This window comes from Flectobacillus sp. BAB-3569 (assembly GCF_002270355.1).
In the GTDB taxonomy this organism is placed as follows: domain Bacteria; phylum Bacteroidota; class Bacteroidia; order Cytophagales; family Spirosomataceae; genus Flectobacillus; species Flectobacillus roseus.
On record NZ_NJFZ01000042.1, the window covers coordinates 1 to 22082 of the forward strand.

Below are 22082 nucleotides of genomic sequence, written 5' to 3' on the forward strand. Positions count from 1 at the left end.
CATAATGCTCATTTTGAGCAGTATGACTTTACCGAAAAATCCTCAACCATAATGCTCATTTTGAGCAGTATGACTTTACTTAAAAATCTTCAAACCATAATGCTCATTTTGAGCAGTATGACTTTACCAAAAATCACCAAACCATAATGCTCATTTTGAGCAGTATGACTTTACCAAAAATCACCAAACCATAATGCTCATTTTGAGCAGTATGACTTTACTTAAAAATTCTCAAACCATAATGCTCATTTTGAGCATTATGGTTGAAAACAAAAAAGAGGTCTAACGACCTCTTTTTATTACAGTAACTCTTCCAATTTACTTACTAAATTTTTTAAATCGTTCAGCTTTTCTTTGTCCTTAGCATTAACAATTTTCTTGACTAGTGCAATGATTTCGTTAGAGCAATTGACGAGGGTGTGGTCAATTGGAACTGCTTCTGTTTTTTCTACTAAACCACTCGTTTGTAATACCGTTACTAATTCATCCGCACTCTCAATGGGTTTAGGTAATTCTTTTACTTTTGCTACTTTTTGTAAAAGCCCTTTTTCAATGTTTTGATTTCCTGCAAGTACTTCATTGCGTAAAGTAGTCGATAATTTCCCTAACCCTTCTGCAAACTCAGCATCACGGCGAATTGTAGCGGGGCTGACCTTATATTCTTCAGACAATTTAGAGGCCGTAGAAACTTTTACTCGCTTACTTTCAAAATAATCATCAACGTTAATGAGTCCTTCGTCAGTAATGCGGTCATATTTGCCTCGCTCTGTTTTTTCATTGTTATAGCGTAAGCCTCTAAAATAGGATGCCTGCTGAGGCGTAAGATTACGGCGTCCCAATTGCAAGTCAATCATATAGTCTTTTACTTCTTTCAAAGTGTTAAAAGACAGAAGTTGAATATTAAAGTTCAATTGATTGGTCTGGCAAATACGATAGCGGTTATGTCCATCTATCAGTATATAGGCAGGGGTTGAATCTTCTGTGATACTTAATCCAGCTACACTACGGGTGGTTTCCCAAACCAATAGTGCATCTTTGCACCCGTATTTTAGAATGTTCTGTTCTAATTGTTGAGACTCATCCTCACTCAAGGGTGGTATAAAATCGCGAAGCTCTTCAAGAATTTGTATGTTTTGCTTAATGGCCTCTAGGGATATGAGATTACTTCCCAAGGCTTGCTTGGTTTTGGAGGCTATGACATCTTTAAAATTTGCTTTCATCTAATCTCTATTTTACCACTTGTAAATACTGTATAAACTCTTCCGAAAACTCACGATACAATTTGGCTGCTTCCGAATTTTCTGCAAATTTGGATATTGTACTTTGTTCTATTTGTGCTTTTTGAAAATCAACAAGGTGTTTTATCTCGGTGCGAAATACCCTGAACTGTGACATACTTTCTCTAACGTGTTCTTTTACGCCGTCGTGTACAGAGTTTTTCTTTACCATCGTAAATACAATTCCGTCAATTTCGATGGCAGGATTCCAGCTTGTACGGACTTCCGAGATTCTATCTAAAAGGGTATTCAACCCTTTCACAGCAGATATCTCTGGTTGAAGTGTAATCAAACAACTTTTAGAAGCAATCAAGGCTGAAGAAGTAAGCGCATTGAGTGAGGGTGGGCAGTCAATCAGAATGTAATCGTATTGCTCCATCAATGGGACTAATTTGTTTTTAAGTCTCGATACACCTCCCAACGAAATGATTAGTTCTATTTCGGCTTTCGCTAAATCTATATCCGATGGGCTCAGATCTAAATTTGGGGCTATATTCATGACTGGCAATTCATCTGCCTTCAGCAAGGCATCTACTACTTGCTTTTCTGGGGTATCTATTCCTAGAATTTGAGACAAATTACCCTGAGGGTCCATATCAATCAATAATACATTAAAGCCTTTTCTGGCTAATGCCTCGCCCAAAGATCCAGTCGTAGTAGTTTTACCAACTCCCCCTTTGTGATTGATGATTGAAATCACACGAGCGTTTTGATAAAGATTCGGCGAGTATCCGTATTTGGTTAGTACGGGTAATAAAGCCGCTAAATGTCTTTCATTGAGATTTCGCTCTCCTGTGATGGCTTTGGTTAGAGTTCCTTTCGCTAATGCTGATTCTTTTTCTACAGTAGAAACTGAAAGTGCTGGATTATGTCTTAAGAATTTTAGGACTAATTCTTGGCTTATCATAGGTAAAATCGTTTGTATTATATTTCATACAAATATACCGAAAAGGTATCAGTTTTGATACAACTTTTTTATAATTTATCTATTCAAAATAAGTATTTTTTGAAATGGATAAAAACTACTTTTATGGTGTCTGGGATAATTATATGACTGAAAACAAAAACTACTTTTATGGTGTCATTTGTAAAACCTATTGAATTTATAAAAACTACTTTTATGGTGTCTGAAAGGATTCTGCCAGAAGTTGTAAAAACTACTTTTATGGTGTAACTATATTTTCAATTGAGTTCTCAAAAAACTACTTTTATGGTGTTCGGTGTACTTTTTATTACTTTTCAAAAACTACTTTTATGGTGTTTTATGCATTTTAATCATTTTCGTAAAAACTACTTTTATGGTGTCTGCCAACTTTTAATTACTTTGACCAAAAACTACTTTTATGGTGTTGTCACTTTCAATTCTTTCTCTTACGATTTTTATCCGTGACTAACTTTAGGAGATTTTCAAAGCTGAATTTTTAAAGAAAAATTTAATAAAAAATCAACAATTCCCTTTGTTGTCTTTTAAATCTTTTATTCTTTTAAATCTTTTAGGTCTTCGTAACTAATTGAATTACAGTTTATTAACTAGGTTTAAAACTACTTTTATGGTGCTTAAAACTACTTTTATGGTGTATTAAAACTACTTTTATGGTGCTTAAAACTACTTTTATGGTGTATTAAAACTACTTTTATGGTGCTTAAAACTACCTGCTTAAATTAAAAGTAGTTTTTGTGATGCTTTTTTTTCAATTCCTTTTATTTTTGTACAATAAAGGAACGAAACCGAAGTCTGTGACAATTTTTTGATTAAGGGTCTTAATAAAAAATTAAGTATTTCATTCTAAGCTGATTAGTATAAATACCCGGTTTCCCTAATGTCATGGAAGATATGAAGACAGAGAAAAGAGAGCAAGCTTTGGACAGCGTGACCAAAGACCCTTATCGGATTGTCAAAGGCAATCCATTGATTGAAGCTCGTTTTGAGTTGACCCCAACTCAAATGAAGCTTTTTATTTATATGCTGTCGTTGTTGGACATCAGCAAAGAAAGCTTTGTCCCATTAACCATCACGGTAAAAGATTTTCAAAAATTTACGGGCGTAGAAGGAGGAAGTTTGTATTCGCACCTACAACAAGAGGTGAAGAAGATGATCGACAAGAAAGTATACTACAAAGACGACCGTATAGAACTAGATTCTCACCTCATCAGTGGCTATGTATATTTCAAAAAAGAAGGATATTTTGTTTTAGAGTTTCCCAATCTTTTAAAACCGTTTTTATTACAGCTCAAAGAAAACTTTACCGTTTTGGATATTCGTAATATTTTGCGGCTAGATAGCTCTTATGCCATGCGTTTTTATGAGATATGCAAAGAAAAAGAACGCATCGGAACTTTTGAATTTGAAGTAGATAAGCTCAAACGAATGTTTAATATTGAGCACAAGTACAAAAACTACTTTGATTTTAAAATGAAAGTAGTCGTACAAGCACAAAATGAATTGATGAAAAATTCGGAGTTATATTTCGAGTTTACCGAAATCAAGCAAGGAAAAAAGGTCGTCAAATTAAGGTTTGTGGTAAAGAAAAATAAACTAGAGGAAGTTGAGGATCCATTGGTAGAGCAAATATCGGCTAGTTTTAAAGAGGCGAATAAAGACCCTTTGCCCTTAATAACGCAATCAATAGAAATTCAAGCAAACGAGACGCTGAACCTTATTTATGATCAAGTAAAGGACTTTGGTATTACGCAACACACTATCAAAGATTGGCTTGATGAAATATCTATTGAACAAATCCAACTAGCAATCAACTACCTGAAAAAAGAACTTATTAGTGGTCGCAATATCAAAAATATAGGAGGTTATTTGACTACCATGGTAAAAAGCCCTGACTTGATGCAAGCGCAGCAACAAGAGGTAAAAAAGAAAGAAGAAGCCAAAAGAGTTCAAGCAACAAAAAAAGCGGAAGTTCAAAGTAAAAAAGAACAACAGCAACGGAAAGACCAGTTATTAGAAGAATATACCAATGCCAAGCGAAAAGAAGCCAACATGATATTGAGCCAAAATCCCCAATTGTATAGGAATATTCTTGACAGAATGAGTTCAAATTTGCTGGGGTCAATGCAGTATGATAGTTATCTCCAGTTTTGTGGTGGACAAATATCGATTGATACATTTCTAAGCTATTTCAACTTAGGCACAGGTTTTTATGGAATTGTGATGAATATCTTGGAGTCCGAATTTCCTGTATTTGGCTATATCAAAGACGAATATAGTCCTAAGGCAAAAGAGATAGGTTTACGATTGACATACTAACAAATGTGAATTATCACAAATCCTAGCTCTAGGATTATGCTCCAACTTTTCATCAAAAAGCGGTCGGGAATTGTTTTTCCGACCGCTTTTTGATACTACAATACTTTTAGTTGCCAAGTATTACGACCCTATCTTTAGAACATAGATTCCTAAAATAATCACTCATTCACCCAATTTCAACTCACTAAATTATTTGAGTAAATAAGGTTTTATCGTTTTCGTTTTGATAACATGTTCTAATGAATTTTTGGTGATAATGCCCACATGTTTCCAGACAACCTCGCCTTGTTGAAACAAAAATAGAGTTGGCATACTTTTTACACCAAAATAGTCGCTGATATATTTTTCACGATCCACATCTACTTTTTGTATCAATATCCCATCACCCATCTGTTTACTCAAATCAGTTAAGATTGGAGCAAGTCCTTTGCAAGGCTGACACCATTGTGCGTGAAATACCAATAAAAAGGGTGTTTTGGCATTCATATGAGCTTCGAGTGAAGCAGGAAGCTCTGCTGATTTTTTTTTCATAATTGGTTGCCTATTTTCAAGGTAAAATTAAATCATTTATCACTCATGAAAATAGTTTTCACTGCAAAAGAGTAGTTTTTTGAAAGAAAAAATAAATACTTTCACAAAAAAATAAATTATTTTTAGGTATTAATATACTGTAAATCAGATAGTTGAAGCTGTACTGTCGTTTGATACAGGACGGTAAAGGAAAGTTGACTCATTTACAACTATTAAGTTTGTGCTATCTAAGAAAAAAACAATTCGATATAGAATAAATGATAGAGGTGTTTTGTGTAATATTCCAATAACAAAATGTTAAATCCATCATTAATTACCCTTTAAACAGAAATAAAACAATCTATTCAAAAGCGGTGTAAATTCGCTTGAATACCAAATACCAAAAAACAATGACAACGATTTCAACAGTGGATGTAACTAAATTTAAGCATGTAAGCTATTTATGGGATGATGCCAAAGCAGCAGCATTGGCAGGTGATGAAGTAGCTCTTTTCATTTACCGTTCAAACATGTTGGGTGCCGACCTTCGTTTGACTAACTATGGTGGTGGTAACACTTCTGTAAAGCTCAAAGATGTTGATCCATTAACAGGTCAGGAAACGGACATAATGTGGATTAAAGGTTCGGGTGGAGACATCGGTACTTTGAAAAAAAGCGGTTGTGCTGCGTTATACGTAGATAGACTCCGTTCGTTGGAAAATGTATATCGTGGAATCGAATTTGAAGATGAAATGGTAGCCTTGTTTAACCATTGTATTTTTGATTTGGATTCTAAAGCTCCATCAATCGATACGCCTCTTCATGGATTCCTTCCATTTGCTCACATTGACCACCTTCACCCAGATGCAGCTATCGCTATTGCTGCAGCGAAAGATGGTCAGAAAATCACGGAAGAATTGTTTAACGGCGAAATTGGCTGGGTAGGCTGGCAACGTCCAGGTTTCGACTTAGGCTTGCAATTGCGTGCTTGTTTGGAAGAAGCTGCTGCTAAAGGAATCAAACTTCGTGGTATCATGTTGGGTTCTCACGGTTTATTTACTTGGGGCGACACATCTTACGAAAGTTATATCAACACGTTGGAAGTAATTGAAAAATGTGCTGAATATTTAGAGTCTAACTACGGTAAAACTCGCCCAGTATTTGGAGGCGCTAAAATTGAAAGTTTGCCAGAGGCAGATCGTAAATTACAAGCTGCTAAAGTTGCTCCAATTTTGCGTGGTTTCTGCTCTTCGGAACGTCAAATGATTGGTCACTTTACGGATGATGCTCGTGTATTGGAATTCATTAATTCTAATGATTTAGAGAAATTAGCTCCACTTGGTACTTCTTGTCCTGACCACTTCTTGCGTACAAAAATCTCTCCTTTAGTATTGGAATTGGCTCCGAGCGAAGATTTGTCTGATGTAGCAGGTATCAAAGCTCAATTGACTCCTGCATTTGAGGCATATCGTGCTATGTACACAGAGTATTACAACACTTGTAAGCATGATAACTCGCCAGCTATGCGTGACCCTAACCCTGTAGTAATCCTTTACCCTGGTGTAGGTATGTTTACTTTTGCAAAAGATAAAACTACAGCTCGTTTGGCATCAGAATATTACATCAACGCTGTGAATGTAATGAAAGGTGCTGAGGCTGTTTCTGAATATACTTCATTACCTCGTCAAGAGGCTTTTGATATTGAATACTGGTTGTTGGAAGAAGCAAAATTGCAAAGAATGCCTAAACCAAAAGCTTTGTCAGGTCGTGTTGCATTAGTGACAGGCTCTGCTGGTGGGATTGGCAAAGCTATTGCTAAGAAGTTTTCGGAAGAAGGCGCTTGTGTTATTATCAACGACATCAACGAAGAGCGCTTAGAAGGTGCAAAAGCTGAATTTGTTCAGATCTTCGGAAAAGATGCGGTAGCTTCTACTTTGTTGAACGTGACGGATGCTGCTAGCACTGAGCAAGCGCTTGATAATGCTTGTTTGGCATTTGGTGGTGTCGACATCGTGATCAACAACGCAGGTATCAGTATTTCTAAATCTATTGCTGAACATAGCTTGGAAGAATGGGATAGATTATATGATATTTTGGTGAAAGGTCAATTTATCGTTTCTAAAGCTGGTATCGAAGTAATGCGTAAGCAAGGCTTTGGTGGTGACATCGTAAATATTGTTTCTAAAAATGCAGTAGTTGCAGGACCAAATAACCCTGGTTATGGTTCGGCTAAAGCAGCACAGGCGCATTTGACAAGACTAATGGCGGCAGAATTAGGTGCTGACAAAATTCGTGTAAATACTGTAAACCCTGATGCGGTTATCTCTGACTCAAATATTTGGGCAGGTGGTTGGGCTGAAGGCCGTGCAAAAGCGTATGGTATTACAGTAGAAGAATTACCAGCTTATTATGCAAAACGTACTTTATTGAACGAAATCATATTGCCAGTTGACATTGCGAATGCTTGTTTTGCGTTTGTTGGTGGTTTGTTGAGTAAATCAACAGGAAATGCCTTGAACGTGGATGGTGGTGTTTCAATGGGCTTCTATAGATAGATTTATTTTGCAAATGAGTAGATGAGTGATTTGTGAACAAATTCATTCATTTGCTCATTTGCTTAATCATTCCACAAATTATGAAACGAGTTGCCTTCAAAATGCAATTGCATCAAGGTCAGGTCGAGGAATATAAGCGTCGTCATGACGAAATTTGGCCTGAATTAGTAGCATTGCTTAAAAGCATAGGAATTGAAGATTATTCAATTTTCCTTGACCCAGACACTTTTGCTTTGTTTGGTGTATTAAAAATTGAAAACCCAGCATTGATGGATGAACTTCCTAAACATCCAGTTATGCAAAAGTGGTGGAAATATATGGGCGATATCATGGATGCCAATCCAGATAACTCCCCAGTAAGTGTACCACTCGTTGATGTATTTCATTTACCTTAGGACAAACTATCCGAATTTTAACAGAAACATCTCATGTTACTCGAATCATACAAAATTGCCTCACACAACGACTCTTTGTTGAAAGGCCACGAAAATAAATTGGCGTTTACTCGCTCTGAAATCGCTGGAACTGAAGAAATCATTCAAAAACTTGTTGACTTCCAAATTGCTATCCCTTCTTGGGCTTTAGGAACTGGGGGTACTCGTTTCGGACGATTTGCGGGGGGCGGTGAGCCTCGTTCTTTGGAAGAAAAAATTGAAGATGTTGGTCTTTTGCATGCTTTAAACAAGGCTTCTGGGGCTATTTCGTTGCATATTCCATGGGATATTCCTACTGATCCTAAGGCAATTCGTACTTTGGCAGCTCAGCATGGTTTGAAGTTCGACGCAGTAAACTCAAATACATTCCAAGATCAGGCTGATCAAGAATATACTTACAAGTTTGGTTCTTTACAAAATGTAAACAAGGCGATTCGTAAGCAGGCTATCGACCACAATATCGAGGTAATTAAGCATGGTATCGAGTTAGGTTCTGATTCATTGACAGTTTGGTTGTCTGATGGTTCTTGTTTCCCTGGTCAATTGAACTTTAGAAAGGCTTATCAAAATACCTTGGAAAGTTTGCAAGAAATTTACGCAGCTTTACCAGATGATTGGAAAATCTTTGTTGAATACAAAGCTTTTGAACCGAATTTCTACTCTATGACGGTAGGAGACTGGGGACAATCGTTGTCGTATGCTCGCAAATTGGGAGATAAAGCCTATACTTTGGTTGACTTGGGACACCATTTGCCAAATGCTAACATCGAGCAAATTGTATCATTGTTGTTGATGGAAGAAAAGTTGGGTGGTTTCCACTTTAACGATTCTAAATATGGAGATGATGATTTGACAGCTGGTTCTGTAAAACCTTACCAATTATTCTTGATTTTTAATGAATTAGTGGAAGGTATGGATGCTCGTGGTATGAATCACGCTAAAGATTTGGGCTGGATGATTGATGCATCTCACAATGTAAAAGATCCTTTAGAGGATTTGTTACAATCTGTTGAGGCTATCATGATTGCTTATGCTCAAGCGCTTTCTGTAGACAGAAAAGCTTTAGAAGATGCTCAAGAAAACAACGATGTTGTTCGTGCACAAGAAATTCTTCAAAATGCATTCCGTACAGATGTTCGTGCTATCGTTGCTGAAGCTCGTTTGCGTGCTGGTGCTGCTTTGAATCCTGTAGCACTATACCGTGAGTTGAAAGTAAGAGAAAACCTTATTGCTGAACGCGGTTTGAAAACCGTATCTACTGGTTTGTAAGATTTTGGGTAGAAAATCTTTTTCTACCTCTCCTATATACTTTAGAATTTATATTCCCGAGCAACAAATTACTCGGGAATATTCTTCCCTTCATTTACTGACATATCTGTGAGGCCTTAGGCTGTTTTAAAATTCATTACCGAAATATGAATCCAATACCAGTTTGCGCAATTTTTGATATTGGCAAGACCAATAAAAAACTGTTTTTATTTGATGAACAATACCAAATTGTTTGGGAAAAAAGTATGCAATTCCCCGAAACGGTCGACGAGGATGGGGATGCTTGTGAGGATGTAAACTTGTTGCAGTCGTGGGTATTGGAATCATGGAATGAGGTGCTAGGTTTAGATAATTTCGTCGTAAATGCGCTTAATTTTTCTACTTATGGGGCTAGTTTTGTCTATGTGAATGAAGAGGGAAATGTATTGACTCCACTTTATAATTATCTAAAATCTTATTCGCCTGAGTTGCAAAAAAAGTTTTATGATACTTATGGGGGGGAAGAAGAATTTGCCGTAAGAACAGCATCTCCAGTGTTAGGTTCTCTTAATTCTGGTATGCAGATTTATCGTTTGAAATACCAGAAACCTGAAATATTTGAGCAAGTAAAATATTGTCTTCATTTACCTCAATTTTTACATAGCCTCTTTACAAAAAAATATTATTCTGATATAACCAGTATTGGTTGCCATACCAATCTTTGGGATTTTAGGGCACAGAAGTACCATGAATGGACTTCTCGTGAGAAAATTGAAACAAAGCTTCCAACACTTTTCTATTCAGACGAAGTGGTAAAATTAGCGAATGAGGATAAGGCTGTTTCTGTTGGAGTGGGCTTGCACGATAGTTCTTCAGCTTTGATTCCTTATTTGATCAATTTTCAAGAACCTTTTATTTTGCTTTCAACAGGAACATGGAGTATTTCCTTGAATCCTTTTAATGATATTCCGCTTACTTTTGAAGAGTTGCAATATGACTGTTTGTGTTATATGCACTATCAAGGCAAGCCCGTAAAAGCTTCTCGTTTATTTTCGGGATATGAACATGAGATTCAGACAAAGCGTATTGCACAGCATTTTGGAGCCGAAAATGATTTCTTCAAGACAGTTGCTTATGATGCACAGATTATCGACCGTTTAAAAAATGCGCAAAGTCCATCTGTTTCTGAAGAGGATAATAAATATGAACTATTAAAAAGTTCTTTATTTGAACATCGTGACTTGGCAGATTATTCATCCGTTGAGGAAGCTTACCATCAATTGATGTTGGATATTATGACCCAACAATTAATTTCTACGGAATTGGTTTTGCACAATTACCCTGTGAAGCGAGTTTTTGTGGATGGTGGTTTTAGCAAAAATCCTATTTTTATGAACCTTTTGGCTGCTGCTTTTCCTGAACTTGAGGTGTTTGCTGCATCTATGGCACAAGCCAGCTCTTTGGGTGCTGCGTTGGCTATTCATAAACATTGGAACTCAAAAGCATTACCCGGAGATTTGATTGATTTGAAGTATTATGCTTGTCAGCCTACCCTTTTACCCAAAAATTAAGTCAGGTCTTTATAATTCAAAATAAAGAAAACTAGTAGAAGGAAAGAGTAGTTTTTAAGTAAAATACCTTATTTGAGTAGTGGTTAAAAATATTTGACTGATTTGGGTAAACATAAAAAAGTACAATTTGTTATTTTCGAAAACGTTGCGCTTTTAAAAGGTCACCTTTATAAAATTTGAAATACATTTAAAGTGGTACCTATAAGTATCACATTTGAAATATCCAAGATTATGCGTGTTGGCTTATTCATTCCTTGTTATGTTGACCAATTTTATCCTCAGATAGGCGTGGCAACGTTGGAGTTGCTTGAAAAATTGGGCTGTGAGGTTCATTTTCCTTTAAATCAAACTTGCTGTGGTCAGCCGATGGCCAATTCTGGTTTTGAACATTTGACAGGAGGATGTAATTCCTTATTCATCGATAATTTTGAAGGCTTTGATTATATCGTTTGCCCTTCTGGAAGTTGTACTTTGCATATTAAAGAACATCTTCACGAAGAAAAAAGAGAAGAAAAAGCTTCAGTTATTCGTAAACGAGTTTATGAGTTGGTGGAGTTTTTAACAGATATTTTAAAAGTGGAAAATCTTGAAGCCAATTTTCCACACAGAGTAGGTTTGCATCAAAGTTGTCACGGTCAGCGAGGTTTGAAACTGGCACAAATGTCTGAGTTGAATGCCCCATTTTTCTCAAAACCAGAGCAATTATTGAAACAAGTCAAGCAGTTGGATTTGGTTTCTTTATCTCGAAAAGACGAATGTTGTGGTTTTGGTGGAACCTTCTGTGTGACGGAAGAAGCCATTTCGGTACGCATGGGGCAGGATCGTGTCAAAGACCATGAAGACAAGAATGTTGAATTTATAACAGGAGGAGATATGTCTTGTTTGATGCACTTGGAAGGTATTCTACGTCGTCAACAAAGTCCTGTAAAAGTGATACATATTGCAGAAATATTAAATAGCCAAATCAAATAGATTTTGCTCCCAATTTAAGTAATCAGATATGGAATCTAAAGTTCTTGAACATAGCAAGGCCTCGGAGGTATTTAATCAAGACAAAGAGCGTGTAGGTTGGCATGACGAAACACTTTGGTTTGTAAGAAGTAAGCGAGATAAAGCCGCTCATAATATTCCTGATTGGGAATTGTTGCGCTCTACGGCTTCTAGTATCAAGCATAATGTGTTGTCAAATATGCACGACTATTTAGTCGAGTTTGAGAAAAATGCTTTGGCTAATGGTGTCCACATCCATTGGGCAGCCGATGCTGAGGAGCACAATAAAATTGTTCATGGTATTATTGCTAAGCATGGCGTCACTCGTATGGTAAAGAGTAAGTCGATGCTTACCGAAGAATGCCATTTAAACGATTATTTAGCGAAAAATGGTGTTGAGGTAATTGATACTGACTTGGGTGAACGCATTGTGCAGTTGCGTGATGAGCCACCAAGTCATATAGTTTTGCCTGCGATTCACTTGAAAAAAGAGGATGTTGGTGAAACTTTCCACATACATTTAGGAACTGAAAAAGGAAATAAGGATCCGCAATATCTTACTGAAGCTGCACGTCATCATTTGCGTGAAACATTCTTAACTCGTAAAATAGCACTAACGGGTGTAAACTTTGCAATAGCTCAAACTGGAGAGTTTGTGGTTTGTACCAACGAAGGAAATGCAGATATGGGAGCCCACTTGGCTGATGTGCATATTGCCTGTATGGGTTTTGAAAAGTTAATTCCTCGTCGTGAACACCTTGGTGTATTTTTGAGATTGTTGGCGAGAAGTGCTACTGGTCAGCCTATTACGACTTATTCAAGTCATTTCAAGAAGCCTCGTGAAGGACAAGAAATGCACATTGTAATTGTCGATAATGGTCGCTCGACGCAGTTGGGTCGTGAAGATTTTCGTAACTCGTTGAAGTGTATTCGTTGTGGAGCTTGTATGAATACGTGTCCTGTTTATCGTCGTAGTGGTGGACATAGTTATCACAATGCCGTTGCGGGTCCGATTGGCTCTATTTTAGCGCCGAATTTGGATATGCGCAAAAATGCAGACTTGCCATTTGCCTCGACTTTATGTGGTTCATGCTCGAATGTATGTCCTGTTAAGATAGATATTCATGACCAGCTGTATAAATGGCGTCAGGTAATTGTGAAAGAGGGATATGCTGCCACGTCTAAAAAATTAGGAATGGGCGCAATGACCTTCACGCTTTCAAATCCTGCGGTTTACCAAACAGGAGGAAAAGTCGGGAGATGGTTTATGCGAAATATCCCATTTGTGGTAAATAATGGTTTGAATCCTTGGTTTAAAAATAGAGAGATGCCAGAGCCTCCAAAAGAATCCTTTAGAGAATGGTATCTGAACAATAAAAAATCTTAGTCAATCCGAAAGGAGTGCCAAAAGGCAATGCAAAATTTGGAGTTTATCCATGACATAGTGAGGTGTAAAAGTCGGATTGGGTGAGAGATTTTCCACCCGCCTTCTTTTCTTACCTTTTTACTTAACTTAATTAAGTATCTAGTCAGGTAAGCGTGGTTTGTGAGGGATAATTACTTGTTTCTCAAATATATTAAGACGGTAATTTAGATTCACAACTCATAATTCACAATTCTGCATTAACACTTATCTGACCCAAGCAGGTCGTCCAACTATCATGAGTAGCAGAGATAGAATTTTAGCAAAAATAGCTCAAAATCAACCAGAATTTAGTGCATTACCTGGCTTAGAAGGTTTGGGGAATGTCTACGAAAGTCCTGCCCAGCAGTTCAAAACAATTTTGGAAGGTATTGGTGGTAAAGTAATCGAGTTTTCGGATTGGTCTGAGATAAAATCTTTTGTAAAAGAGCATTTTGACTCAAATTCAAGAATCATTTCGACTCTTCCAGAATTGGCAGATATTGCCGAGCTTGATTGGGTCTATAATGACCCGCACACTTTAGAGAATGTTGATTTCACTATTATACGAGGTCATTTGGGTGTTGCTGAAAACAGCGCTATATGGATTACCGAATCTCTTTTGAAGCAACGTGTTTCGGCATTTATTCCACAATATTTAGCAATTGTTTTAGAAGCAAATTCTTTAGTATCGTCAATGCATGAAGCTTATGCTCAAATCGGAATGGAGGAATATGGTTTTGCGACTTTCTTAGCTGGACCTTCCAAAACTGCTGATATTGAACAATCATTGGTATTGGGTGCACATGGAGCTCGTGGTTTAACCGTGTTTTTAAAAGTGTAATTTGTACGAATAAATCTAACTTGTAGACTCGCTATTTTACAAGTATTTTAGAAAAGAAGCTATCCAAAATTGGGTAGCTTCTTTTCTTTTTTATCTAAAATAACGCTCAATTTCTGAGAGAATTTATACTTTACAAAGTATTTGTTTGATTATATTTATTGTATCTTTATGATTCAATAAATGTCTTATTTTACTATGAAAAAAATCTGGTACTCTATCTGCTTGGCTGTTGCATCTCATCTGGGTTTAGAAGCTCAAAATTTTTCTCCTAAAACTCCCTATTATGGTGTAGCGTATTATGATGAATATATGCCTTATGATAGGCTTCAGCAGGATGTGGATATGATGAAAAAGGCTGGTATCAATGTGGTTCGAATTGCTGAGTCGACTTGGAGTACTTTAGAGCCACAAGAAAATACCTTTGACTTTTCGCATATAGATCGAGTTTTGGATGCCATGCACAAAGCTGGAATCGCTGTGATTATTGGAACGCCAACGTATGCCGTGCCCACATGGTTGGTTCGTAAGCATCCCGATGTTTTGGCTGTGACTTCTCGTGGACAAAATCAATATGGGGCTCGACAAAATATGGATATTTCGAATGTGCACTATCGTGAAGCCAGCGAAAGAGTTATTCGTAAGTTGATGGAACACGTTAGCAAACATCCCGCTATTATCGGATACCAAGTAGATAATGAGACCAAGGCCTACGGTACCGCAGGACCCAATGTGCAAAAGGCTTTTGTAGAATATTGTAAACAAAAATTCGGAACACTTGATAAGCTCAATAAGGCTTTTGGCTTTGATTATTGGAGTAATAGGATTAATGCTTGGGAAGATTTTCCCTCGACAGTTGGGACTATCAATGCGAGTTTCGCTGCTGAATTTGCCAAGTTTCAACGGAAATTGGTGGTTGATTTCTTGAAATGGCAGGCTGATATTGTACGAGAATATAAACTTCCTGAACAATTTATTACACAAAATTTTGACCTTGATTGGCGTGGATATTCGTATGGTATTCAACCTGATGTGGATCATTTTGCAACAGCCAAAACCTTGGATGTTGCTGGGATAGATATATACCATCCGAGTCAAGACCAATTGACTGGTATTGAAATTGCCTTGGGCGGTGATATTACTCGCTCAATGAAAAATGGGAAAAATTATTTTGTATTAGAGACTGAAGCTCAGGGTTTTCCTCAATGGACACCTTATCCTAATCAATTGCGATTGCAAGCATTTAGTCATTTGGCTTCTGGTGCTAATATGGTCGAATATTGGCATTGGCATTCTATTCATAATTCAGCCGAAACTTATTGGAAAGGCTTGCTTAGCCACGATTTTCAGCCTAATCCTACGTATAATGAAGCTATTACAATAGGTCAAGATTTTCAGAGGGTTGGACAAAAATTGATTAATCTAAAAAAGAATAATCAGGTGGCAATTCTATTCAGTAATGAAGCTTTGACTGCTTTTAATGCTTTTAGTTTTGGTTGGGGAGCTCGTGAGACTTACAACGATATTTTGCGACCTTATTATGATGCTTTATATAAAATGAATGTCGAGCTCGATTTCATTGACCCTTCTACTGAAGATATTTCGCAATACAAAGTAATTGTTGTTCCAGCACTGTACGCCGCTCCAACTAATTTGTTGAAAAAACTCAATGATTTTGTCAAGAATGGAGGACATATTGTATATACTTTGAAAAGTGGTTTTTCTGACGAAAATGTCAAAGTAAGGACCGAGATACAACCAGCTATTATTTCTGAGGCTTGTGGAGTTCAGTATTCACAGTTTTCAATTCCAAATGGTGTTAGTTTGAAAGATACAGAGGGAAAATGGACATCAGATAAGACGAAAGTAACCCAATGGATGGAATTACTGACTCCAACAACAGCCAAAGTGTTGGCTTATTACGAGCACCCACAATGGGGAAAATATGCCGCTATTACCCAAAACCAATTCGGTAAGGGCACGGCTACATACATAGGTTGTTTGACGAGTGAGTTTGTCTACAAGCAAGTTTTACAAAATGTGTTGGATAAAGCCCAATTGTCGAAGGAAAATTCAGGTTTGGAATTTCCACTAATTCATCGTTCTGGCACAAACCAACTGGGGAAGAAGTTACATTACTATTTTAACTATTCGGGTACTTCTCAAAATTTCACCTACAAAGAAAATACAGGTAATGATTTGTTAGCCAACAAAACGGTAACAACTAATCAAGGAATATCGCTTGAGCCCTGGGGATTTGTGATAATAGAAGAGAAATAATTGGTTCTTTTTCTGCTAATAGATTGTCTTTCAAAAGAGTTTTTTGACTCATTTTGAAAGACAATTTCATTTTAAAGAGATTTATTTTTAAAAAACCATGACAAATCATGATTTAGTTGTATTGCCGTTAATTATATTTGTGTCAAAAATACACAATTTATTTTTTGACGACAATGAAAAAAGTAACCTCTATACTCATTGGGCTCGGCTTTACAATAACTTCCTCGGTAAGCTATGCACAAAACTCTCCAAAGCCGATTGAGGCTTTTTCTTTGAATGAAGTCCGATTGACTGGTGGTGCATTTTTGCATGCCCAACAAAAGGATTTAGACTATATTCTTTCACTCAATGCCGACCGACTGCTTGCGCCGTATCGCAAGGAAGCTGGGCTACCCATAAAAGCACCAGCGTATGGTAATTGGGAGAGTTCGGGCTTAGACGGACATATTGGGGGACATTATTTGTCAGCTTTGGCGCTGATGTATGCGTCAACAGGAGATAAGCGTTTGAAAGAAAAACTTGATTATTGTATCGCTGAGCTATCACTTTGTCAGCAACAGAACAAAAATGGCTATGTTGGGGGAATACCCAATGGTAAAATATTTTGGGAAAGAATTGGCAAAGGTGATATTGATGGTAGTGGTTTTGGTTTGAATAATACTTGGGTACCATTGTATAATATTCATAAGCTATTTGCAGGTTTGAGAGATGCGTATTTGATTGGAGGAAACCAAGAAGCGAAAGAAGTTCTAATTCATCTTACCGACTGGTTTTGTAATCTTATTGCACCCCTCAACGATACGCAAGTTCAACAGATGCTCAAAACAGAGCATGGTGGTATGAATGAGGTTTTGGCAGATGTGTATGTGATAACCCAGCAAAAGAAATATCTGGACGTAGCCGAAAGAATGTCACATCAGGCAATTCTTGCACCATTGGTATCTCATGAGGATAAATTAACAGGTTTACACGCCAATACACAAATTCCCAAGGTCATTGGCTTTGAAAGAATTGCTGAACTAAAGAACCGTCAAGATTGGCACTCGGCTAGTGAATATTTTTGGCAGAATGTTACTCAAAAACGTAGTGTGGCATTTGGAGGAAATAGCTATCGAGAGCATTTTAATGCCACAGATAATTTTAAACCAATGTTAGAATCTAATCAAGGTCCTGAGACTTGTAACTCATACAACATGTTAAAACTGACCAAATCGCTGTTTTTGCATGAACCGAAGTCTTCTTACATTGATTTTTACGAAAGAACCTTATACAATCATATTTTGTCCTCACAGCATCCCGAACATGGAGGGTTGGTTTATTTTACACCAATTCGTCCGCAACACTATCGAGTGTATTCTGATGCTCAAAAAGGTTTTTGGTGTTGTGTGGGTTCAGGCATAGAAAATCACGCTAAATATGCAGAGTTGATTTACGCACATGATGAAAAAAATATTTGGGTGAACTTGTTTGTGCCATCTCAACTCGACTGGAAGGAAAAAGGTATTCGTTTTACCCAAAAAACAGATTTTCCTAATCAAGAAAGCACTGTAATTCAACTTTCTTTGAAGAAACCACAAAAATTTAAGTTGTTTCTAAGAAAACCTTTCTGGCTCAATGCTAAAACCTTGTCAGTAAAAGTAAATAATCAAATACAAAAACTCAGTGTAAATGAGCAAGGTTATGTTTCGGTTGAGAGAACATGGCAAAATGGCGATATAGTACAATTAGCTTTGCCTATGGATACTAGATTAGAACAATTACCAGACGGCTCTAACTGGTATGCTTTTGCTCATGGACCAATTATTTTGGCTGCTGCTACCGATTCTACCGATTTGAAGGGATTAGTAGCAGATGATTCAAGAATGGGTCATGAAGCAATTGGTAAATTGTATCCAATCAATCAAGCGCCCGTGTTGGTAGGCACACAGAATGAGGTTGTTGCGAGTTTGAAACCGATTAAAAATCAGACCCTTGCCTATAAAATAGAAAGTCCGAATCTGTTTTTTACTCAGAAAACAAACTTGATTTTAAAGCCATTTTATCAATTGCATGATGCTCGTTATATGATGTATTGGCCATTGATGAGTGCTAATGAGGTAAGTCAGCATCAGGAAAAACTGAAGGCAGAAGAGCAGGCTGGTATTATTTTGCGTCAAAAAACGGTAGACTGGATTACTTTGGGCGAACAACAACCTGAAGCTGACCATGCCTTTGACGGAAAGCAAACTAGAGTAGGAGGGAGTATTGGTAATTTTTGGCGCTCCACTACGGCATGGATGTCTTACAAATTGAATAATCCAGAGTTAAAAGCCAAAGCAATCGAAATAACAGTCTTGAAAGATGCCAAAACTCATATTTTCGAAGTTTGGATAAACGATGTTTTATCTCAGAAAGTAGAAATTAATGCTGATAATGGAAAAATTCAAATCTTTACCATTGCTTTAGAGGGAAATACATTGTTGCAGCAAAATATCCCTATCAAAATTGTTTCGACAGGGGAAAATGGTTCTGGGGCTATACAAACCATTCGATTAGTAAAATAAGATCTCAATTCATGCAAACACTTGCAGTTGATTAATTGAGTTTTTCAACAAAACGCTTTCTGAGGTATAGCCCTTTGAAAGCGTTTTTTGTTTGAGATGAAGCATCAACATATCTTGAGATAGTATCTGAAAAAGTTAAAGGATACAAAACTCTTGAGTTTTTACTAAATTTGAGCATTACCTGTAAGAATTTTGAATCTCTTATTTTCTATAAAATTTTGAAATATGTTGAGAATAACAATGCTAATAAGTCTGATGGGATGGATTTTAAGTCCCCTTTTTCATGAAGTTATCACAACCCAGCAAAAGCCTTCTGTAGCCGTTTGTAAAACAGAACCTAAGAAAAAAAGCTTAGCCAGAATAGCCATGAAGAATAGTATCAAGGTTAATTCAGACAAGAAAGACAACGGGATGGTGTTTGTGCAAGGAGGTAGTTTTATGATGGGAAATAAAGATTTCTCAGATGCGGTTCCTGTGCATAAAGTGACAGTCAATTCTTATTGGATAGATGCACATGAGGTAACGAATGCGGAGTTTTCGGCATTTGTAAAAGCTACCAAATATATCACAGTGGCAGAAAGACCACTTGATCCTAAAGCATTCCCTGGCGTTCCATTGGAAAAATTAAAGGCAGGTTCATTGGTTTTTAAAGCCCCAAAGCAGGTAAGTTCACTTGACAATTACTTTGAGTGGTGGGAGTTTGTTGCAGGTGCGGACTGGCGACATCCATTAGGGCCTAAAAGCAATATTATAGGAAAAGAAAACTACCCAGTAGTTCATATAGCCCATGAAGATGCTGTAGCTTATGCTAAATGGGCTGGTAAACGTCTACCTACCGAAGCCGAATGGGAATTTGCATCCAAAGGTAAAAATAGTAGTTCTAAATACGAATGGGGAAATCAATTGCTACCCAATGGGAAGTGGATGGCAAATATTTTTCAAGGTACTTTTCCTACACAAAATCTCAAGAAAGATGGTTATGCTGCTACAGCACCAGTGGGTTCATTTCCAGCAAATACCACAGGCGTGTATGACATGACAGGAAATGTTTGGGAATGGTGTAGTGATTTGTATCATGTGAATTATTATAAGTCGAGCCCTACGCAGAACCCTAAAGGACCCAAGAATAGCTTTGATCCAGAAGAACCTGGCGTCATAAAGTATGTTCAAAGAGGCGGCTCTTATCTGTGCAGTGATCAGTATTGTGTGAGATATGAGGCGGGGAGTAGAGGAAAAGGAGAGGCCATGAGTTCGACAAACCATATTGGTTTTCGATGTGTAAAGGACATGTAAGCGTTAGCAGAGACAATTAACTACCATAGTTTTACTAGATTCATGTAAGTCATATTGTAACTCGAATTGACTATCAAAATCATCTTTTGCCATGAAGAACAGTTCTCCAGTTGTATCCTCGAATCGAGTAAACATTACGCAAAAACCTTGAATGTCGTGATTGTATACAGAATCACTGATTACCTTAATCTGAGTAAGGCTTTTTTTGTGTTGATATAGCATAAAACTTTATAAAGTATGGATAAGTAAACTAGTACGGTACAAATATCCACCAAAATTTACATTTAATTGTTGAGGTATTCCATCTTTTGTTAAAAAATAATGGCTGCTATTAACCAAAGTCAATAGCAGCCATTATTATTACTCTAAATCCTATTACTGTGGGTTTTGAACAACCACACCGTTAGTGTTATTGATTTCGTCTTGAGGAATCAAGAATACCCATCTCTTATCACCAGCAGGTACATCCATTACACCGTTAGTATAAGCAGCGTTATGGTTACCACCATTACGGTTTAAGGCTGCGTTTGTACGTTTTAAGTCATAGAAACGGAAACCTTCACCCCAAAGTTCAACACGACGCTGAGTCATGATTTCTTCGATTAACGCATCTCCAGTCTTTGTAGATTTTACATAAGATGGATCACGGTTAACTGCCAAAGGATAAAGAGCATCAGCAGCAGCAGCGTTGTTTCCTGAACGAGCTAAAGCTTCAGCCTCAATCAAATACATTTCGGCCGCACGCATATATGGCACATCCCCGATACTTAAACTTGCATCTGCGACTCTAAATTTCTTTGGATGGTATGCAAATCTGTTGAAGTTAGAAGCAGGAAGAGGGAAATCAACGGTGTTTTTACCTGTCGGATCCCACAATTTCTTACGAATATCAGTATCAGTAATTTTATTATACAACGCCGAGAACATCACTTTTGGAGTTGAACGAATAGCCGTTGAGCTATAGTTGTTCGACATATAAGCGAAGAATGAATAGAAGTAGTTAGTCTGATCTGCTACAATTCTAGAAGCCCACATCCATTCTCCATTTGAATAGTTGTTGAAACCACCCAAATAGTCTGTATTTGACATCAAAGTAAACCCTGTTCTGGCTTCTTTCGCTAATGTAGCAGCAGTAGTCCAATCTTGTTGAGTAAGAGCAACACGAGCTTTAATACCTTTAGCTACATTGATATTGAAGTGAGACTTATCTAAACGAGTATAGCCTGAAAACAAAGCAATAGCATCTGTCAAGTCTTTGTTGATTTGAGTATAAACCTCAGCAACAGTAGCACGAGGAGTTGGAGTAGTTTTTGGTTCAAGAACCAACGGAACACCTAAACCACTATTAGCAGCTCCAGCGACAAAGCGCTCACCAAATAACTGTACCATTTGGAAATATGCCCAACCACGGTAAGTCAATGCTTCAGCTTTGATGGCATTTTTATCTGCATCAGTACCTTCTGCTTTATCAATATTCGCAATAATCATGTTTGCGTTACTGATAAGCATATAATAGAAAGTATAGTTATAATAACAAATCGAGCTGTTAGCAGTTCGGTGACTAATCCATTGGTATTCACTTCTCAACCATGAGTTTGAAACGTTAGGGAATACTAAGTCCTCACCCAAAATGTCGGTATATAACATGTTACCTGATTGACCACCTTGCGCTTGTACACTAAAAATTTGTGAGTACATCAAACGGTGAATACCATTCAATGCTGCCCAAGCATTTTTAGTTGTTTTAAAAGCATCTACTGTAGCAACTTGGTCTGTAGGTGCTGTTTCGAGATAATCCGATTCGCACGCAGATAATGACAATGCTGTCATTAATCCTAGAACGCCTTTTTTAAGTATATTTTTCATTTGCTTTTTCTCT

At 37.2% G+C, this 22082-nt stretch carries 15 protein-coding genes; 11 read left to right on the forward strand and 4 right to left on the reverse strand.

Going from position 1 to position 22082, the window contains the following annotated elements; all coding sequences use genetic code 11:
• Window positions 1-299: 299 nt before the first annotated feature.
• Both BWI92_RS25105 and BWI92_RS25110 read right to left on the reverse strand, forming a co-directional pair.
• On the reverse strand, window positions 300-1220 hold the full coding sequence (locus BWI92_RS25105) for a hypothetical protein (RefSeq protein WP_095168118.1): 921 nt from the start codon (window positions 1218-1220) through the stop codon (window positions 300-302).
• A gap of 7 nt (window positions 1221-1227) precedes the next feature.
• Window positions 1228-2184 (reverse strand): ParA family protein, encoded by a 957-nt coding sequence (locus BWI92_RS25110; protein WP_095168120.1) that lies wholly within the window; start codon window positions 2182-2184, stop codon window positions 1228-1230.
• 927 nt (window positions 2185-3111) lie between these two features.
• On the opposite strand from BWI92_RS25110, the gene BWI92_RS25120 reads away from it, so the two are divergent.
• The gene (locus BWI92_RS25120; protein ID WP_176464539.1) at window positions 3112-4536 is read left to right on the forward strand and encodes a replication initiation protein; all 1425 of its coding nucleotides are present in this window, start codon (window positions 3112-3114) and stop codon (window positions 4534-4536) included.
• Window positions 4537-4725: 189 nt separating this feature from the next.
• On the opposite strand, the gene BWI92_RS25125 is transcribed toward BWI92_RS25120, so the two are convergent.
• Window positions 4726-5067 (reverse strand): co-chaperone YbbN, encoded by a 342-nt coding sequence (locus tag BWI92_RS25125; protein WP_095168128.1) that lies wholly within the window; start codon window positions 5065-5067, stop codon window positions 4726-4728.
• Window positions 5068-5456: 389 nt separating this feature from the next.
• On the opposite strand from BWI92_RS25125, the gene BWI92_RS25130 reads away from it, so the two are divergent.
• The 10 genes from BWI92_RS25130 to BWI92_RS25175 all read left to right on the forward strand — a co-directional run bounded on the left by BWI92_RS25130 (window position 5457) and on the right by BWI92_RS25175 (window position 20203).
• On the forward strand, window positions 5457-7601 hold the full coding sequence (locus tag BWI92_RS25130; protein WP_095168352.1) for a bifunctional aldolase/short-chain dehydrogenase: 2145 nt from the start codon (window positions 5457-5459) through the stop codon (window positions 7599-7601).
• Between the two features lie 80 nt (window positions 7602-7681).
• Complete coding sequence (gene rhaM, locus BWI92_RS25135; RefSeq protein WP_095168130.1) at window positions 7682-7996, forward strand: L-rhamnose mutarotase; 315 nt, start codon at window positions 7682-7684, stop codon at window positions 7994-7996.
• 33 nt (window positions 7997-8029) lie between these two features.
• Entirely contained in the window at window positions 8030-9304 is a 1275-nt protein-coding gene (locus BWI92_RS25140) for a TIM barrel protein (protein ID WP_095168132.1), read from the forward strand.
• A 146-nt stretch (window positions 9305-9450) separates the two neighbouring features.
• Window positions 9451-10854 (forward strand): FGGY-family carbohydrate kinase, encoded by a 1404-nt coding sequence (locus tag BWI92_RS25145; protein WP_176464540.1) that lies wholly within the window; start codon window positions 9451-9453, stop codon window positions 10852-10854.
• A 231-nt stretch (window positions 10855-11085) separates the two neighbouring features.
• Entirely contained in the window at window positions 11086-11826 is a 741-nt protein-coding gene (locus BWI92_RS25150; RefSeq protein WP_095168134.1) for a (Fe-S)-binding protein, read from the forward strand.
• Window positions 11827-11854: 28 nt separating this feature from the next.
• Window positions 11855-13231, forward strand: coding sequence for a lactate utilization protein B (locus BWI92_RS25155; protein ID WP_095168136.1), 1377 nt, complete (start codon window positions 11855-11857; stop codon window positions 13229-13231).
• Window positions 13232-13505: 274 nt separating this feature from the next.
• Entirely contained in the window at window positions 13506-14090 is a 585-nt protein-coding gene (locus BWI92_RS25160) for an LUD domain-containing protein (protein WP_095168138.1), read from the forward strand.
• 195 nt (window positions 14091-14285) lie between these two features.
• A complete protein-coding gene (locus BWI92_RS25165) occupies window positions 14286-16367 on the forward strand; it encodes a beta-galactosidase (RefSeq protein ID WP_217903488.1) in 2082 nt (693 codons plus the stop codon).
• A 173-nt stretch (window positions 16368-16540) separates the two neighbouring features.
• Complete coding sequence (locus tag BWI92_RS25170; RefSeq protein ID WP_095168140.1) at window positions 16541-18910, forward strand: glycoside hydrolase family 127 protein; 2370 nt, start codon at window positions 16541-16543, stop codon at window positions 18908-18910.
• Between the two features lie 225 nt (window positions 18911-19135).
• A complete protein-coding gene (locus tag BWI92_RS25175; protein WP_095168142.1) occupies window positions 19136-20203 on the forward strand; it encodes a formylglycine-generating enzyme family protein in 1068 nt (355 codons plus the stop codon).
• Window positions 20204-20578: 375 nt separating this feature from the next.
• Here the strand turns inward: BWI92_RS25175 and BWI92_RS25180 are convergent, their stop codons facing one another.
• A complete protein-coding gene (locus BWI92_RS25180; RefSeq protein ID WP_095168144.1) occupies window positions 20579-22069 on the reverse strand; it encodes a RagB/SusD family nutrient uptake outer membrane protein in 1491 nt (496 codons plus the stop codon).
• Window positions 22070-22082 lie beyond the last annotated feature (13 nt).

Coding starts and splice junctions, on each gene's coding strand:
- BWI92_RS25155 (WP_095168136.1), top strand. CDS start 11,855: ATGGAATCTAAAGTTCTTGAACATAGCAAGGCCTCGGAGGTATTTAAT.
- BWI92_RS25105 (WP_095168118.1), bottom strand. CDS start 1,220: ATGAAAGCAAATTTTAAAGATGTCATAGCCTCCAAAACCAAGCAAGCC.
- BWI92_RS25160 (WP_095168138.1), top strand. CDS start 13,506: ATGAGTAGCAGAGATAGAATTTTAGCAAAAATAGCTCAAAATCAACCA.
- BWI92_RS25165 (WP_217903488.1), top strand. CDS start 14,286: ATGAAAAAAATCTGGTACTCTATCTGCTTGGCTGTTGCATCTCATCTG.
- BWI92_RS25170 (WP_095168140.1), top strand. CDS start 16,541: ATGAAAAAAGTAACCTCTATACTCATTGGGCTCGGCTTTACAATAACT.
- BWI92_RS25145 (WP_176464540.1), top strand. CDS start 9,451: ATGAATCCAATACCAGTTTGCGCAATTTTTGATATTGGCAAGACCAAT.
- BWI92_RS25180 (WP_095168144.1), bottom strand. CDS start 22,069: ATGAAAAATATACTTAAAAAAGGCGTTCTAGGATTAATGACAGCATTG.
- BWI92_RS25140 (WP_095168132.1), top strand. CDS start 8,030: ATGTTACTCGAATCATACAAAATTGCCTCACACAACGACTCTTTGTTG.
- BWI92_RS25130 (WP_095168352.1), top strand. CDS start 5,457: ATGACAACGATTTCAACAGTGGATGTAACTAAATTTAAGCATGTAAGC.
- BWI92_RS25125 (WP_095168128.1), bottom strand. CDS start 5,067: ATGAAAAAAAAATCAGCAGAGCTTCCTGCTTCACTCGAAGCTCATATG.
- rhaM (WP_095168130.1), top strand. CDS start 7,682: ATGAAACGAGTTGCCTTCAAAATGCAATTGCATCAAGGTCAGGTCGAG.
- BWI92_RS25120 (WP_176464539.1), top strand. CDS start 3,112: ATGAAGACAGAGAAAAGAGAGCAAGCTTTGGACAGCGTGACCAAAGAC.
- BWI92_RS25150 (WP_095168134.1), top strand. CDS start 11,086: ATGCGTGTTGGCTTATTCATTCCTTGTTATGTTGACCAATTTTATCCT.
- BWI92_RS25110 (WP_095168120.1), bottom strand. CDS start 2,184: ATGATAAGCCAAGAATTAGTCCTAAAATTCTTAAGACATAATCCAGCA.
- BWI92_RS25175 (WP_095168142.1), top strand. CDS start 19,136: ATGTTGAGAATAACAATGCTAATAAGTCTGATGGGATGGATTTTAAGT.